This is a genomic window from Chryseobacterium sp. KACC 21268, assembly GCA_028736075.1.
Lineage (GTDB): Bacteria > Bacteroidota > Bacteroidia > Flavobacteriales > Weeksellaceae > Epilithonimonas.
In genome coordinates this window covers 1,225,959-1,241,110 of record CP117875.1, presented here as the reverse complement: position 1 = coordinate 1,241,110, position 15,152 = coordinate 1,225,959, and the positions used below count along the sequence as shown (strand labels likewise).

Annotated in this window: 12 protein-coding genes and 1 pseudogene; 10 read left to right on the top strand and 3 right to left on the bottom strand. The window is 37.6% G+C overall.

Translation table 11 applies throughout. The annotated features are described in order from the left end of the window. Positions 1–150: 150 nt before the first annotated feature. The gene (locus PQ459_05910) at positions 151–1,032 is read right to left on the bottom strand and encodes an SDR family oxidoreductase (protein WDF48015.1); all 882 of its coding nucleotides are present in this window, start codon (positions 1,030–1,032) and stop codon (positions 151–153) included. A 422-nt stretch (positions 1,033–1,454) separates the two neighbouring features. Between PQ459_05910 and PQ459_05905 the strand changes: the two genes are divergently transcribed. The 6 genes from PQ459_05905 (at position 1,455) to PQ459_05880 (ending at position 7,397) form a co-directional block, all read left to right on the top strand. After that, complete coding sequence (locus tag PQ459_05905) at positions 1,455–2,294, top strand: SDR family NAD(P)-dependent oxidoreductase (GenBank protein ID WDF48014.1); 840 nt, start codon at positions 1,455–1,457, stop codon at positions 2,292–2,294. Positions 2,295–2,342: 48 nt separating this feature from the next. Then, entirely contained in the window at positions 2,343–3,257 is a 915-nt protein-coding gene (locus PQ459_05900; GenBank protein WDF48013.1) for a helix-turn-helix transcriptional regulator, read from the top strand. 83 nt (positions 3,258–3,340) lie between these two features. After that, the gene (locus PQ459_05895; GenBank protein ID WDF48012.1) at positions 3,341–4,240 is read left to right on the top strand and encodes an SDR family oxidoreductase; all 900 of its coding nucleotides are present in this window, start codon (positions 3,341–3,343) and stop codon (positions 4,238–4,240) included. Positions 4,241–4,283: 43 nt separating this feature from the next. Next, a complete protein-coding gene (locus PQ459_05890; protein WDF48011.1) occupies positions 4,284–5,198 on the top strand; it encodes a helix-turn-helix transcriptional regulator in 915 nt (304 codons plus the stop codon). 104 nt (positions 5,199–5,302) lie between these two features. Continuing rightward, positions 5,303–6,304 carry an aldo/keto reductase gene (locus PQ459_05885; protein WDF48010.1) on the top strand — a complete coding sequence of 334 codons (1,002 nt, stop codon included), beginning with the start codon at positions 5,303–5,305 and terminating at the stop codon, positions 6,302–6,304. Between the two features lie 196 nt (positions 6,305–6,500). Next, positions 6,501–7,397, top strand: coding sequence for a helix-turn-helix transcriptional regulator (locus PQ459_05880; protein ID WDF48009.1), 897 nt, complete (start codon positions 6,501–6,503; stop codon positions 7,395–7,397). A gap of 78 nt (positions 7,398–7,475) precedes the next feature. Here PQ459_05880 and PQ459_05875 read toward each other — a convergent pair whose 3' ends face one another. Continuing rightward, positions 7,476–7,862, bottom strand: a complete 387-nt coding sequence (locus PQ459_05875; GenBank protein WDF48008.1) for a helix-turn-helix domain-containing protein — start codon at positions 7,860–7,862, stop codon at positions 7,476–7,478. 109 nt (positions 7,863–7,971) lie between these two features. Between PQ459_05875 and PQ459_05870 the strand changes: the two genes are divergently transcribed. Next, positions 7,972–8,574: an NAD(P)H-dependent oxidoreductase gene (locus tag PQ459_05870; GenBank protein WDF48007.1), complete on the top strand. Its 603-nt coding sequence runs from the start codon at positions 7,972–7,974 to the stop codon at positions 8,572–8,574. Between the two features lie 138 nt (positions 8,575–8,712). Here the strand turns inward: PQ459_05870 and PQ459_05865 are convergent, their stop codons facing one another. Then, entirely contained in the window at positions 8,713–10,053 is a 1,341-nt protein-coding gene (locus tag PQ459_05865) for a dihydroorotase (GenBank protein ID WDF48006.1), read from the bottom strand. Between the two features lie 179 nt (positions 10,054–10,232). Between PQ459_05865 and PQ459_05860 the strand changes: the two are divergent. The 3 genes and pseudogenes from PQ459_05860 to PQ459_05850 all read left to right on the top strand — a co-directional run bounded on the left by PQ459_05860 (position 10,233) and on the right by PQ459_05850 (position 15,094). Next, positions 10,233–12,530 (top strand): annotated as a pseudogene (locus tag PQ459_05860) (GH92 family glycosyl hydrolase). A gap of 45 nt (positions 12,531–12,575) precedes the next feature. Further along, positions 12,576–14,033: an oligosaccharide flippase family protein gene (locus PQ459_05855; GenBank protein WDF48005.1), complete on the top strand. Its 1,458-nt coding sequence runs from the start codon at positions 12,576–12,578 to the stop codon at positions 14,031–14,033. Positions 14,034–14,074: 41 nt separating this feature from the next. Continuing rightward, complete coding sequence (locus PQ459_05850; GenBank protein WDF48004.1) at positions 14,075–15,094, top strand: sugar phosphate nucleotidyltransferase; 1,020 nt, start codon at positions 14,075–14,077, stop codon at positions 15,092–15,094. The last annotated feature ends 58 nt before the right edge of the window (positions 15,095–15,152 follow it).

Genomic DNA, 15,152 nt, shown 5'->3' with positions numbered 1-15,152 from the left:
AACTTGTTACATCATTAGGAATAACTGTGAGATAGGGCAAAAAAGTAGGCTTACAATCGGGTGAAAGTAAGCTTACTTTTGGTCAAGAGTAAGCTTAGTATTTGATAAGAGTAAGCTTACTTTTTTTTAATATCTAAAATTGAGTAGAAATCAATTTGATTTTTTGGCTTTGATCATCGCTTCCAGAGTATCCCACATCTCCTGCGGAATATCCTCCAACATATTGAACTCGCCGGCACCCTGAAGCCATTCGCCACCATCGATGGTCACAACTTCGCCATTTACGAAAGAAGAAAAATCAGAAACCAGATAGGCCGCAAGATTGGCCAATTCCTGATGTTCTCCTACTCTTTTTAGTGGATTTTTTTTAGCCAAATCAAATTTATCTTTCATATCGCCGGGTAGCAATCTGTCCCAAGCACCTTTCGTCGGAAATGGACCTGGAGCAATCGCGTTGAAACGGATGTTATATTTGCCCCACTCTACAGCCAAACTTCTTGTCATTGCCAAAACACCTGCTTTTGCACAAGCGGATGGAACAACGTAGGCCGAACCTGTCCAGGCATAAGTGGTCACAATATTCAGAACCGTTCCGGGAACTTTGTTATCAATCCAATATTTACCGATGGAAAGTGTGCAGTTTTTGGTGCCTTTCAAGACGATATCAAGGATGGAATCAAATGCAGAATGCGTCAATCTTTCGGTTGGTGATATGAAGTTTCCGGCGGCGTTGTTCAAGAGAATATCGATTCTCCCGAATTCCTTCAAAGCAGCTTCTTTCATAGCTTCCACTTCATCCCAATTTCGGACGTCGCAGGCTACGCAAAGGACTTTTCCGCCGGTTTCTTCCTCTAATTCTTTTGCAGTTCCTTGGAGTTTTTCCAGGTTTCTGGAAGTGATTACGACTTTTGCACCGAGCTGAAGAAAATATTTGGTCATTGCTTTTCCCAGTCCGCTTCCGCCACCTGTGACGATGGCTACTTTATCTTTGAGTGCGTCTGCGCGTAACATTGGTTGTGAATATGGATTCATTAATTGAATGATTTTGAGATTAAAAGTGAAATCATTTGTGGCTTTGGTAAAATTAGATTTTTATTTTGGATTGGAAATTAACAAAAGTTATGCGCGAAATATGAACGTCATACGATAGCAGCCCGACTTATCTCATTTTTCTATTTTTCATTTGAATCGATGAACCACTTCGTTAGGTTTGAGCGGAAATCCCTTTTTGCTTGTTCTAAAAGTTCAATTTAAACTGAGAGCGTCTGCAAAAAAGATTGACTTCGTCGAACCACTTCGTTAGGTTTGGGAGCGGAAGGCGGATAAGCTGCCCAAATAATTTCACTTTTACAAATCTGTGTTTCAGCTACAACAAGCATTGATTTAGCTACATCTAGCTTTTGAATTCTGACCAACTTTGTACTGTAAAAATTAATCAATTAAAAATAAAAAAAATGGACACACAAAAAGTATGGTTCGTGACAGGAGCTTCAAAAGGATTAGGATTAACTTTAGTCAAAAGATTATTGGCAGAAGGTCATTCTGTAGCAGCAACTTCCAGAAACATTGCTGAACTTCAGAAAGCCATCAGTGAAGAAAATGCATCATTTCTTCCGCTGGAAGTTGATTTGATTAACGAGAACTCTGTTGAAGCAGCAGTTTCAAAATCGATAGAGAAATTCGGAAAACTGGATGTGGTCGTGAATAACGCTGGGTACGGACAATTGGGAACTTTGGAGGAAATTTCTGATTTGGAAAGCCGTCAGAATTTTGACACCAATGTTTTCGGTTCTTTGAATATCGTCAGAAAAACAATGCCTTATTTAAGAGAACAGAAAAGCGGATTCATCATCAATATCGCTTCAATTGGCGGATTAACAGGTGAATTCGCAGGTTGGGGAATTTATTGTGCCACCAAGTTTGCAGTTGTGGGATTCACAGAAGCTTTGGCAGCAGAAGTGAAAGAATTTGGAGTGAATGCAACGGTGGTGTATCCCGGATATTTCAGAACAGATTTCTTAACGGGTGGTTCACTCAGAACGCCGAAAACTGAAATCGAGGAATACACCGTAGCAAGACAACTTCAGACCGCACACGAAAAAGACATCAATGGAAATCAGCCGGGCGACCCTGAAAAAGCAGCTGTGGCATTGATGGAATTGGTAGCATTAGAAAATCCGCCGGTTCATTTGGTTTTAGGTTCTGATGCATTCGGCATTGCCGGAAACAAATTAAATGCGCTTCAAAGTGAAATTTCTGAGTTTAAAACGCTAAGTACATCTACAGATTATTAAATTTGTAAAGGCAACAGTTTCTTGCTGTTGCCTTTAATTTTTAAAGTTATGCATAACAGAAAATTATACACCATCGATACCATTTCTGAATTTCACAGAATTTCAGGATTGCCCAAACCTCAGCATCCGCTCATCAGTCTGGTAGATTACAGTTTGGTAGAGTATCAAATCGAGGAATCCGAAATAAGCTGGGTTCAGGATTTGTATTTTATGGGTTTCAAAAGAGATATTCAGGGGAAACTTCACTACGGTCAGGGTCAGTATGATTTTGATGAAGGTTTAATGTGTTTTATTGCGCCGAGACAGGTTGTCAAAATGGTTATCAGCAAATATGAAACAAAACCTTCAGGATATCTTTTGGCATTTCATCCAGATTTTATTTGGAATACACCTTTGGCAAAAACCATTAATAATTATAAATTTTTTGGATATGATGTGAACGAAGCTTTATTCCTATCTGAGAAAGAAGAAGAGACGTTAATTGGACTTTTCAAAGGCATCGAAAAAGAATACCAGTCGGGAATTGACCAGTTTACGCAAAGTATCATCATCTCTCAGATTGAGGTGATTTTAAATTACTGCGAAAGATTTTACCAAAGACAGTTTATTACCCGAAAAAAGACCAATCATCAGGTTTTAGATAAATTAGAAATCATTTTGGAAGATTATTTTAATGAAAATGTGATGGATAAAGGTTTGCCAACCGCCAATTTTATAGCGGAGCAATTGAATATCTCGACAAATTATCTTGGAAGCTTATTAAAACAATTAACCGGACAAACTACACAACAGCACATCCACGAAAAACTGATTGAGAAAGCCAAAGAAAAACTCTCGACTACCGAACTTTCCGTAAGTGAAATCGCCTATGAATTGGGGTTTGAACATTCTCAGTCCTTCAGTAAACTTTTTAAATCTAAAACGGATATTTCTCCTTTGGAGTTTCGGAAGTCATTTAATTAAATTTTTAGGCTACAAGAAAATACTTTTCGGCTACAAGAGTACGACAGCGAAACCTCAACTTTGCTTCATTAAAATATATCAAAATGAAAGTATTTGTTACAGGCGCTACAGGTTTTGTAGGAACAGCTGTAGTACAGGAATTATTAGCCAATGGCCATCAAGTTTTAGGATTGGCGCGTTCAGAGGAATCCGCAAACAAACTTATTGTGGCCGGCGCAGAAGTACACCGAGGAGATTTAAATGATTTTGAAAGTCTGAAATCCGGAGCTGAAGTTTCTGATGCCGTGATTCACTTAGGATTTGTTCACGATTTTACAAGATTTGCTGAAATGTGTGAATTGGATGGGAAAGTCATCAAAACCATCGGCGAAGCATTGTTGGGAACCGAAAAACCATTTCTCATTACTTCAGGGACGGCACTTTTTTCAAAAGACGGACTTACCGTAGAAACAGACCGTTCAGTAAATCCACATCCCAGAATTGCAACAGAAAATGCTGCCGATGCTGTATCCGCGAAAGGTGTGAAAGTGGCGGTTATAAGATTGTCGCCATCCGTTCACGGTAAAGGCGATGTCATTGGTTTTGTCCCTACATTGATTAGGATTGCAAAAGAAAAAGGCAAATCTGCTGTAATTAATGATGGTAATAATTTCTGGCCGGCCGTTCACAAATTAGATGCTGCAAAATTATACAGATTAGCTTTGGAAAAACCCTTTGAAAGCGGAACAAGATATCACGCCGTTGCAGAACCGGGAATTCCGTTTAAAGATATTGCCAAATTTATCGCAGAAAGATTGCAGGTTCCTGTTGTTTCTCTCAAAAGTGATGAAGCAACCGAACATTTTGGTTGGTTTGCGCATTTTGCTAAGCTTAATAATTTAACTTCAAGCGAAGAAACCAAATCAGCATTAGGTTGGGAACCTCAACATCCAACTCTGATGGATGATTTGCAAAGTGATATTTATTTCTCTGAAGCACAATAATCTGTACCTTTAGATTCATTAAATTTGATTAAATATTAAACCGATGTCTGACTCGCCGATGAGAATAAAAACCATTTCCCAATTTCATACGTTGAGAGGATTACCAAAGCCGAAGCATCCGCTTATCAGTGTGATTAATTTTCAGGATATGGCACTCGCTTTGGAAAGCGGAAAGCAGAGTTTGATATTCGATTTTTATATGATTTCTGTCAAACGAGATATGAATCATAAATACAGATACGGCCAGCAGGATTATGACTTTGACGAAGGTGTGATGTTCTGTATGGCGCCGCATCAGATTCTGAGCGTCATCAGAGAAGAGCACGGCAAAAATCCTTCCGGATGGATGATGATGATTCATCCGGATTTTCTCTGGAATACGTCATTGGCAACTGCCATCAAAAAATATGAATTCTTTGATTATTCTGTGAATGAAGCCCTGTTTTTATCCGAAGATGAGGAAATAAAAATCCAGCAAATCACTGAAAATATTAAGCAGGAATACCAGGCGAATATTGATAAATTCAGTCAGAATATAATTATCTCTCAGCTGGAAACACTTCTGAATTATTCAGAAAGATTCTATCAAAGACAATTTTTAACCCGGCACAAAGCACATCATCAGTTCTTAGAAAAATTAGAGGTTTTGCTTAATGATTATTTTGAAAGAGATGATTTTAAAGAAAAGGGATTGCCTAGCGTTCAGTTTCTGTCAGACGAACTAAATATGTCGCCACAATATATGCGCAGTCTTCTTAAAACCTTGACCGGACAAACCACACAGCAGATTATCCACGAAAAACTCATTGAAAAAGCCAAAGAAAAACTCTCCACAACCGAACTTTCAGTAAGTGAAATTGCATATGAATTAGGCTTTGAACATTCGCAGTCTTTCAATAAACTGTTTAAAGCTAAAACGGATATTTCGCCTTTGGAGTTTCGTAAGTTGTTTAATTAAGCAAAATCATCAATCCGTAATTTGCATACGACAATCTTCATTTTGCATACATCGGATTCTTCACTTATGCTCAACTTTGCTTTATCAAAATTAATATTGAAAAAATGAATAAAGTAAAATTAGGAAATCAAGGATTAATCATTCCAAATATCGGATTGGGATGTATGGGAATGACCGGTTTTGGCGACGCCGATATGTACGGCAAAACCGATGAGAAAGAAGCGATTGCAACCATTCACCGCTCTTTGGAATTGGGTGGAAACTTCCTCGACACAGCCGATTTGTACGGCCCTTTTGCGAATGAACGATTGATTGCAAAAGCCATTGAAGGCAATCGTGACCAATACATTATCGCTACTAAATTCGGTTGGGAAATCGATGACAATGAGCAAGTGACTTGGAAAATCAACGGACAGAAAGATTATGTAAAAAAGTCGGTTGAGCGTTCGCTGAAAAACCTGAAAACGGATTACATCGACCTTTATTATATGCATCGTCTCGACAAAAATGTTCCTGTTGAAGAAACTGTTGGTGCGATGAGCGATTTAGTCAAGGAAGGAAAAATCGGTTACATTGGTTTGTCTGAAGTTTCTTCTGAAACGGTCAAAAAAGCGCACGCCATTCATCCAATCACAGCAGTTCAAAGTGAATATTCTCTTTTTGAAAGAACGGTTGAAGAAAAAGGCGTTATTAAAACTTTAAATGAACTGGGAATTGGTTTTGTGGCGTATTCTCCCTTGGGAAGAGGATTTTTATCCGGACAGATTCGTTCGATTGATGATTTGCCGGAAAACGATTTCAGAAGAGGAATTCCAAGATTTCAGGAACAGCATTTCCACAAAAATATTGAGCTGGTGGAAGCGATTGAAAATCTGGCGAAGGAAAAAGAAATTACTTCTTCTCAACTGGCTTTGGCGTGGATTATCAGCAAGGGAATTGTTCCGATTCCGGGGACGAAACGCAGAAAATATCTTGAGCAGAATATTGAAGCCAGTAAAATTGTCTTAAGTGACGCTGATATTCAAAAGCTGGAAAGTATTGTACCTTTGGGAACGGATACGGGAGCAACCTACGATGAATTTGGGATGGGACTTTTGGATTATTGATTTATTCGTGGCGATTCGAAGATGTAAACCTCATAGGTTTTGAAACCTATGAGGTTTGTTTAAAACGCAATACTATCGCGCCCCGGCTTGAACGGAGCTCTTTTTGTGAGGAGGTACGACGAGCAAAAAAGCGGGAGTGGAAGACGGAAAGAGGCGCCCAAAAAAATACTATCTTTAATATTTAGAATTTGAAGTTATGAACACAATACATTCCATTTCAGCTTTTCACAGATTATTGTCGCTTCCGGAACCGAAACATCCGATGGTCAGCGTCATCAATCTTTCTGAAAGTATTTTCATTGAAGATGAGGTCTGGAAAGGTTTTGTGAGCCGATATTATTGTGTCGCACTGAAACGAAATGCGACGGGAAAAATAAAATACGGCCAGCAACATTACGATTACGACAAAGGTGTTTTGAGTTTTACAGCGCCCAATCAGGTTCAGTATCTCGATTTGAAAACGATGGATTGTGAAAATACGGGTTATCTGCTGATTTTCCACGAAGATTTTCTTTTGAAACAACCTTTGGCAACGACAATTTCGTCTTACGGATTTTTCTCATACGCCGTGAATGAAGCCTTGCATCTATCTGAAGATGAGGAAAATGACCTGCTTGAAATTTTAAATAAAATCGATAAAGAATGTCAGCACATCGACCAACATACACAGGAAATTATTCTGTCGCAAATTGAATTGTTGCTGAATTATTCCAAACGTTTTTACGAGCGACAATTCATTACGCGAAAAAGTGGAAGTCATCAACTTTTGACGAAATTTGAAACGTTTTTGAACGAATATTTCGATAAAGAATCTTCCGAAAAAGGACTTCTAACAGTTCATCAAATTGCCGAAGCGATGAATCTTTCGCCGAATTATTTAAGTGATTTATTAAGAATCCAAACCGGACAAAATACACAACAACACATTCACGAAAAGCTCATCAGCAAAGCAAAAGAGAAACTTTCTACCACGGAACTTTCGGTGAGTGAAATTGCTTATGAACTGGGATTTGAGCATTCGCAGTCTTTCAGTACCTTATTTAAAAAGAAAACTAAGATGTCGCCGTTGGAATTTCGGCAGTCGTTTAATTAAAAATATTTCTCTCGCAGAATTTGTGGATTTTACAGATTGAAATTAAAATCTACATTATCTGCCAAATCTGCGAGCGTCTTATTTATTTTCGAAAATATCTTCTCGGAGATTATTTTTATGCGTTCTTCCCCATTCGGAAAGTGCCATTATCACTGGCTTCAACGTTTTGCTGTAATCTGTGGAAATATATTCTACGACCACAGGCGTTTGTTCGCTATGAACTATTCTTTTTACAAAACCGTTAAGTTCCAAATCTTTCAACTCATTCGAAAGTACTCTTGCAGATATTCCCACAACAATTCTTTGAAGCTCATTGAAACGAATACTTCCCTGTTCCTGCAACGCAATAATAATTTTCAATTTCCATTTTCCACCGATGACATAAATCGCATCTTCCACAGACGACAGACTTTCTGAACATCTGCGAGCGGTAATTGGCTCTTCTAATTCAATAGTTTTTTCCATAAAAATAAGCTTAACTAACTCAAAGGTTACTACTAACCTTTTGTTTAGTACTAACTTTTGATAAGCAAATGTACATAATTTTGTTGAAGAATTTTAATCATCAGAAAAAATGAAAAATATACTTCACATTATTTCGAGTCCGAGAAAGGATTTGTCCGCAAGCAGAAAATTAGGAAATGCTGTTATTGAAAAAATCCAGGGAAAATATCGTGACAGTGTTGTCACAGAACGCGACCTTACAAAAAACCTCGTTCCGCTTTTGGAAGAAGCACACATCAACACTTTTTTCTCTCCCGCAGAAAGTCATTCTCCCGAGCAACAGTCCATCAATGCCTATTCTGAAAATTTGATTTCGGAACTTCAGGAAGCCGACATTATTGTCATTGATTCTCCGATGTATAATTTCTCCGTTCCCGCGACACTCAGAGCATATTTTGATTTTACATCAAGAGCAGGTTACACTTTCAAATACAGTGAAAAAGGTCCTGAAGGTCTTTTGAATGACAAGAAATTATATATTGCTTTCGCATCGGGAAATATTTATTCGGAAGGTCCTTATCAGATTTTTGACTCGAATGTTCCTTATGTAAAAAATGTTTTTGGTTTCTACGGCGTCAAAGATGTCAGCGTGTTCCGTGCAGAAGGTCTTTCGATTCCGGGAATTATGGAAAACGCATTGGCAAAAGGAATTGACAGCATTGTGATTGACTAATATTTAAATTTATCAGGAAATAATCTCTCGCAGATTTGGCAGATAAAGCAGATTTTTTTTCAATGTAATCATCTGCAAAATCTCCTTAATCTGCGAGAAACTTTAAACAAAAGACTGCATAATCGCAGTCTTTTTTGTTTATTCCTGAACTTCAAAAAGCAAACGCTCTCCAAATTTTTCCTCATTGATTTTTCCATTCTCATAAACCAAATTTCCATTCACAAAAGTGTGTGTCACTTTGGAATGAAACTCAGTTCCTTCCAGCGGACTCCAACCACATTTGTACAAAATATTTTCTTTAGAAACCGTCCAGTTTTCATCCAAATCTACCAAAACCAAATCCGCTTTGTAACCTTCCCTCACAAAACCTCTTTTCTCAATTCTGAAAAGAATCGCAGGATTATGACACATTTTCTCCACGATTTTCTCTAAAGTAATTTTTCCATTTCTGAAATTCTCCAACATTACCACTAAAGAATGCTGAACCAAAGGCGCTCCAGATGGACATTTCGTATAAACATTTTGCTTTTCTTCCCAGGTGTGAGGCGCGTGGTCAGTCGCGATGACATCAATCCTATCGTCCAGCAACGCTTCCCAAAGTCCATCTTTATCTTTTAAAGTTTTTACTGCAGGATTCCATTTGATGAGGTTTCCTTTGGTTTCGTAATCTTCGTTGGTGAAAGTCAAATGATGAACACAAACTTCCGCCGTTATTTTTTTATCTTTTAAAGGAATATCATTTCGAAAAAGGTCTGTTTCAATCGCTGTTGACAAATGGAAGACGTGAAGTCTTGCGCCCGTTTTTTGTGCTAATTCAATTGCTTTTGAAGATGATTTATAACAAGCTTCCTCACTTCTTATCAAATGATGGAATTTCACAGGAATGTCGTCGCCATACTCCGCTTTGTACTTTTCCGTATTTTCTCTAATTGTCGCTTCATCTTCGCAATGAACGGCAATCAGCATTTTGGTATTACTGAAAATATTTTCCAGAGTTTCCGGATTATCAACCAACATATTTCCTGTTGATGAACCTAGAAACAGTTTTATTCCGGGAACATTTCTTGGATTTGTTTTGAGGATTTCTTCAAGATTATCATTCGTTCCGCCCATCATATAACCGTAATTGGCGTACGCTTTTTGAGAACCAATCTCGTATTTATCTGCTAACAATTCTTGGGTCACCGCATTCGGAACCGTGTTTGGTTGGTCGATGAAACTTGTGATTCCGCCTGCGATTGCAGATTTTGATTCGGTTTCGATGTCGCCTTTTGATGTTAAGCCTGGTTCACGGAAATGAACTTGGTCATCGATGATTCCAGGCAACAGATATTTTCCAGACGCGTCAATTATTTGGTCAACATTTTCTTCAGAGATATTTTTTGAAATCTTTGAAATCAGGTCATTCTCAATCAGAATATCACTTTCGAAGACCAGATTTTCATTGACGATTTGGGCATTTTTTATTAGAATTTTCATTTTACTTTTTTAGATTGAAACAAAATTAAGTTTTTGAATTTATAAACCACAAAAGAAAAAAGCAATCTTCATTAATTAAGTCAAAGAATACAAAGTTTTTCATTATTTAGGATTTCTAAAGTCAAGAAAACTTTTGTGCCTTTTGTGGTTTTAACTAAATTGCTTCAAAATTCCAAAGAATGTCTCCGAGAAAATACATTTTAATTCTACCCGTTTTATTCGCTTCATTATTTAGTTCTCAGAAATTAGAAAACCTTTCAAAATTCGTGAATCCAATCATCGGAACCGAAAAAATGGGACATACTTTTCCGGGTGCAACAGTTCCTTTTGGTGCCGTTCAGCTGAGTCCGGAAACCGATTCTCTTTCTTATGAAGTCAATGGAAAATACAATCCCGATGTTTATAAGTATTGCGCCGGTTATCGCTATGAAGACAAAACGATAGTCGGATTTTCACATACGCATTTTAGCGGAACGGGACATTCGGATTTGGGCGATTTTTTGGTAATGCCAACAGTCGGAAAATTAAAATTAAATCCCGGAACTGCCCAAAAACCAGAAAGTGGATTTCGTTCGCGATTCTCTCATCAAAACGAAAAAGCGGAAGCCGGTTATTACAAAGTGAAACTTGACGATTATAATATTCTGGCCGAAATGACTGCTACAACAAGAGTTGGAGTTCATCAATATACCTTTCCGAAATCTGATGATGCACACATTATTTTGGATTTGATGGCGGGAATTTACAATTATGATGATAAAAATGTTTGGACCTACGTGAGAATTGAAAACGACCACAGAATTACGGGTTACCGACAAACCAACGGCTGGGCAAGAACGAGAACGGTTTATTTTGCAATGGAATTTTCGAAGCCGTTCAAATCTTATGGTCAGAAAAATTTTGACACAAAACAGGCTTACCGAGGTTTCTGGAGAAAATGGAATCAGGACGAAAATTTCCCGGAGATTGCAGGAAAGAAAATCAGAATGCATTTTGATTTTGACACACAAGAAAATGAGAAAGTTCAAATCAAATTTGCAATTTCGCCTGTCAGTCAGGCCAATGCTTTGGAAAATTTAACCAAAGAAACGCCCGATTGGAACTTTGAAAAGGTAAAATCTCAAGCTCAAGATGATTGGAACAAAGAACTGAATAAAATCGTTGTCAACACGCTTTCCGAAGATGACAAAGTGAATTTTTACACGGCGATGTATCACACATTTATCAATCCAACCACTTAGATGGATTCGAACGGTGAATACAAAGGTCTTGACCAAAATTTGCATCAGGCCAAAGGATTTACGAATTACACAACGTTTTCACTTTGGGATACTTATCGTGCGTTGCATCCGTTTTTCAATATCATTCAGCCAAAACGGAACAATGATATGATTCTGTCGATGATGGCGCATTACGACCAATTCAGTTTGAAAATGTTGCCGGTCTGGTCACATTATGCCAACGAAAACTGGTGTATGAGCGGTTATCATTCGGTTTCTTTGATTGCCGATGCGATTATCAAAGGAACTTACACCGGAAATCCGGAAGAAGCCTTGAAGGCTTGTATTGCGACTTCCAACAAAAGAAATTACGAAGGCATCGGCGAATACATCGACAAAGGTTACATCTCTGCCGAGAAAAACGGAACTTCGGTTTCGAACACAGTGGAATATGCTTATGACGATTGGGCAATTGCACAGATTGCGAAGAAATTAGGCAAAACAGAAATCTACAACGAATATTTAAAACGTTCCGAAAACTGGAAAAATGTCTTCGATAATTCAATTGGTTTTATGAGACCGAGATTGTCTGACGGAAGTTTCAAAAAGGAATTTGATTTGATGAGCACGCACGGACAAGGCTTTATCGAAGGCAATTCCTGGAATTACAGTTTCTTCGTTCCGCACAATCCTGAGGAATTAATGAAATCGATGGGCGGACAAAAGAAATTCGGCGAAAATCTTGATGAATTGTTTTCAATGCATCTGCCTGACGAGTTTTTTGCTGATACGGAAGATATTACAAGAGAAGGAATCATCGGTGGTTATGTTCACGGAAACGAACCGGCGCATCACGTCGCTTATCTTTATAATGTTGCCGGACAAACTTGGAAAACACAGTCTCAAATCCGAAAAATCCTGACGATGCAATACAAAGCAAAACCAGATGGATTGGGCGGAAATGACGATTGCGGACAAATGAGTGCGTGGTATATTTTCAGCAGTTTGGGATTCTATCCTGTTTCGCCTGGTTCCGATGAGTATTGGATTGGAAGTCCCAGCATTGTGAATGCAAAATTAAATCTGGAGAACGGAAAAACATTTGAAATCGAAGCTAAAAATCAATCAGAAAAAAATGTCTACATCGAAAGAATCGAGCTGAATGGAAAACCGTTTGAAGGCTATAAATTGAAGCACGAAGACATTATGAAAGGTGGAAAATTGGTTTTCTTTATGAATTATAAGCTGAAGAAATAAATCGGAATCTTATCAGAATAGATTATTTTTGCAAAAATTTTTGAATTGAAGAAGCTTCTCGGACAAACCGCTCTTTATGGATTAACAACTGTGATTATCAGGCTGTTTCCGTTTGTAATTAATCCAATTATTACAAGAACATTTGGTCCAACCGCTTATTCTCCTTTTGCTGATTTTTATTCTGTAGCTGGCGTTATCGCTGTGCTTTTGACCCACGGAATGGAAACTACTTTTTTCCGATTTGCATTGGACGAGAAAGATGACAGAAAACTAATTTCGACTGCTTTTTTCAGCGTATTGGCTGTGACTTTGGTTTATTTATTTTTCACATTAGTTTACCGACAGCCTTTAGCGATTGCATTCAAAACGCCGGACCAGATTGATTTGCTAGCGATTCTTACTGTGACTTTAGCATTGGACGCTTTTTCTGCGATGCCTTTTGTAATGTTAAGGAAAAACGAACGACCATTAAAATACGCAGGAATCCGAATCACGAATGGCATCATCAATTTTTTATTAGTCATATTTTTCATCATTATTCTGCCAAGATATCCGGAAGGAATTTTTGGTTTGAAATACAGTCCGGAATTCGGAATTGGTTATGTTTTTGTTGCTAATTTGGTCGCAAGTTCAGTGACATTTTTGATGTTATCACAAGAACTCTTAATCGCAAGAATAAAGCATTTTTCTTGGGAACTTTGGAAAAAAATGATAAAATATTCCTGGCCAATCACGATTGCAGGTTTAGCAGGAATCATTAATGAAACCTTTGACAGACAGTTTCTTAAATTTCTCTTACCAGACGAAATCGGAAGACACGAATTGGGCGTTTACGGCGGTGTTGCGAAAGTGGTGACGTTTGTAATTTTGTTCAGACAAGCCTACTCTTTGGGAATCGAACCGTTCTTTTTCAGCAATTCCAAAAATGCAAATGCGAAAGAAATGTATGTCAAACTAATGGATATTTTCATCGCCATCAATTGTTTGATTGTCTTATTCTTATCTGTCAATTTGGACTGGATTGCAAAAGTTTACATCAACAATCCGGAATATTATGAGGGAATTTCGATTCTACCAATTTTGTTTTTTGCCAGTTTATTTATAGGAATTTATCTCAACCTTTCGATTTGGTATAAGTTGACGGACAAAACAATTATTGGAGCTTACATCTCAGGAATTGGCGTTTTGATAACCATAATTATTAATTTTTATTTTATTCCTAAATATGGATATTGGGCTTCCACCTGGGCGACCATTGCCAGTTATTTCGCAATGATGGTGATATCGTACATTTGGGGACAATACAAATATCCGGTACCATATAATATTTATAAAAATACAATTATCATTCTTGTAACCATGGTTGTATCTTTGGCGTATTACCAATATTTAAAAGAAAATATTTGGTTGGGAAATCTTATATTTTTACTTTTGGCAACCATTTTGCTAAAGACAGAGAATTTGATTCCTCAAAAAATGTTAAACAAAATTGGCATAAAATAAACCTATTAACAAATTAATAGTCAACAACTTAAAACAAACTTATGAAAATAATAGTTCCAATGGCTGGACGTGGTTCCCGATTAAGACCACATACATTAACGGTTCCAAAACCATTGATTCCAATTGGTGGAAAACCAATTGTCCAAAGACTCGTAGAAGACATTGCAAAAGTTGCAAATCAACCTATTGAGGAAATTGCTTTTATTATCGGTGACTTCGGTCCAGAGGTAGAGGAATCTCTTATCAAAGTCGCTGAAAATCTTGGTGCAAAAGGAAGCATCTATGCCCAAACTGAGCCTTTGGGAACAGCGCACGCCATCAATTGTGCGAAAGAAAGTATGAGCGGACCTGTGATCATCGCATTTGCGGATACACTTTTCCGTGCAGATTTTCAACTGGACACCAATGCTGACGGTGTGATTTGGGTGAAAAAAGTAGATGATCCTTCTGCTTTTGGCGTTGTGAAATTGGATGACTATGGTTTCATCACAGATTTCGTTGAGAAACCTAAAGAATTTGTTTCTGATCTTGCCATTATCGGAATCTATTATTTCAATTCTGCTGAGAAATTGATGACAGAAATTGACCATATTATGGAAAACAATATTACAGAAGGTGGTGAATATCAATTGACAACAGCGTTAGAAAACTTAAGAGCTAAAGGTGCCAAATTCTCCCTCGGAAAAGTAGATGATTGGATGGATTGCGGGAACAAAAATGCAACCGTAGAAACCAATAGCAAGATATTACAGTATGAAAGAGAAAACATGGCCAACTATCCAGCATCTGCTGAGATTGAAAACTGTATGATTATCCCGCCTTGTTTCATCGGAGAAAATGTGAAAATCCTCAACTCTAAAATTGGCCCGAATGTATCTCTTGGAAATAATACTGTTGTCATCAATTCCAACATCGACAATTCGTTAATCCAGGAAAATACGATTATCGATCATGGAAACCTAAGTAACTCAATGATTGGTAATTCTGCCAAATATTTTGGAGTTGCAAGAGAAATCTCTTTAGGTGATTATTCAGTTTTAGATTTCCTTTCAAAAGATTAAATTGATCATAATAAATTAACAACTTTGTCAAGGTTCAGAACTTTGACAAAGTTTTTTT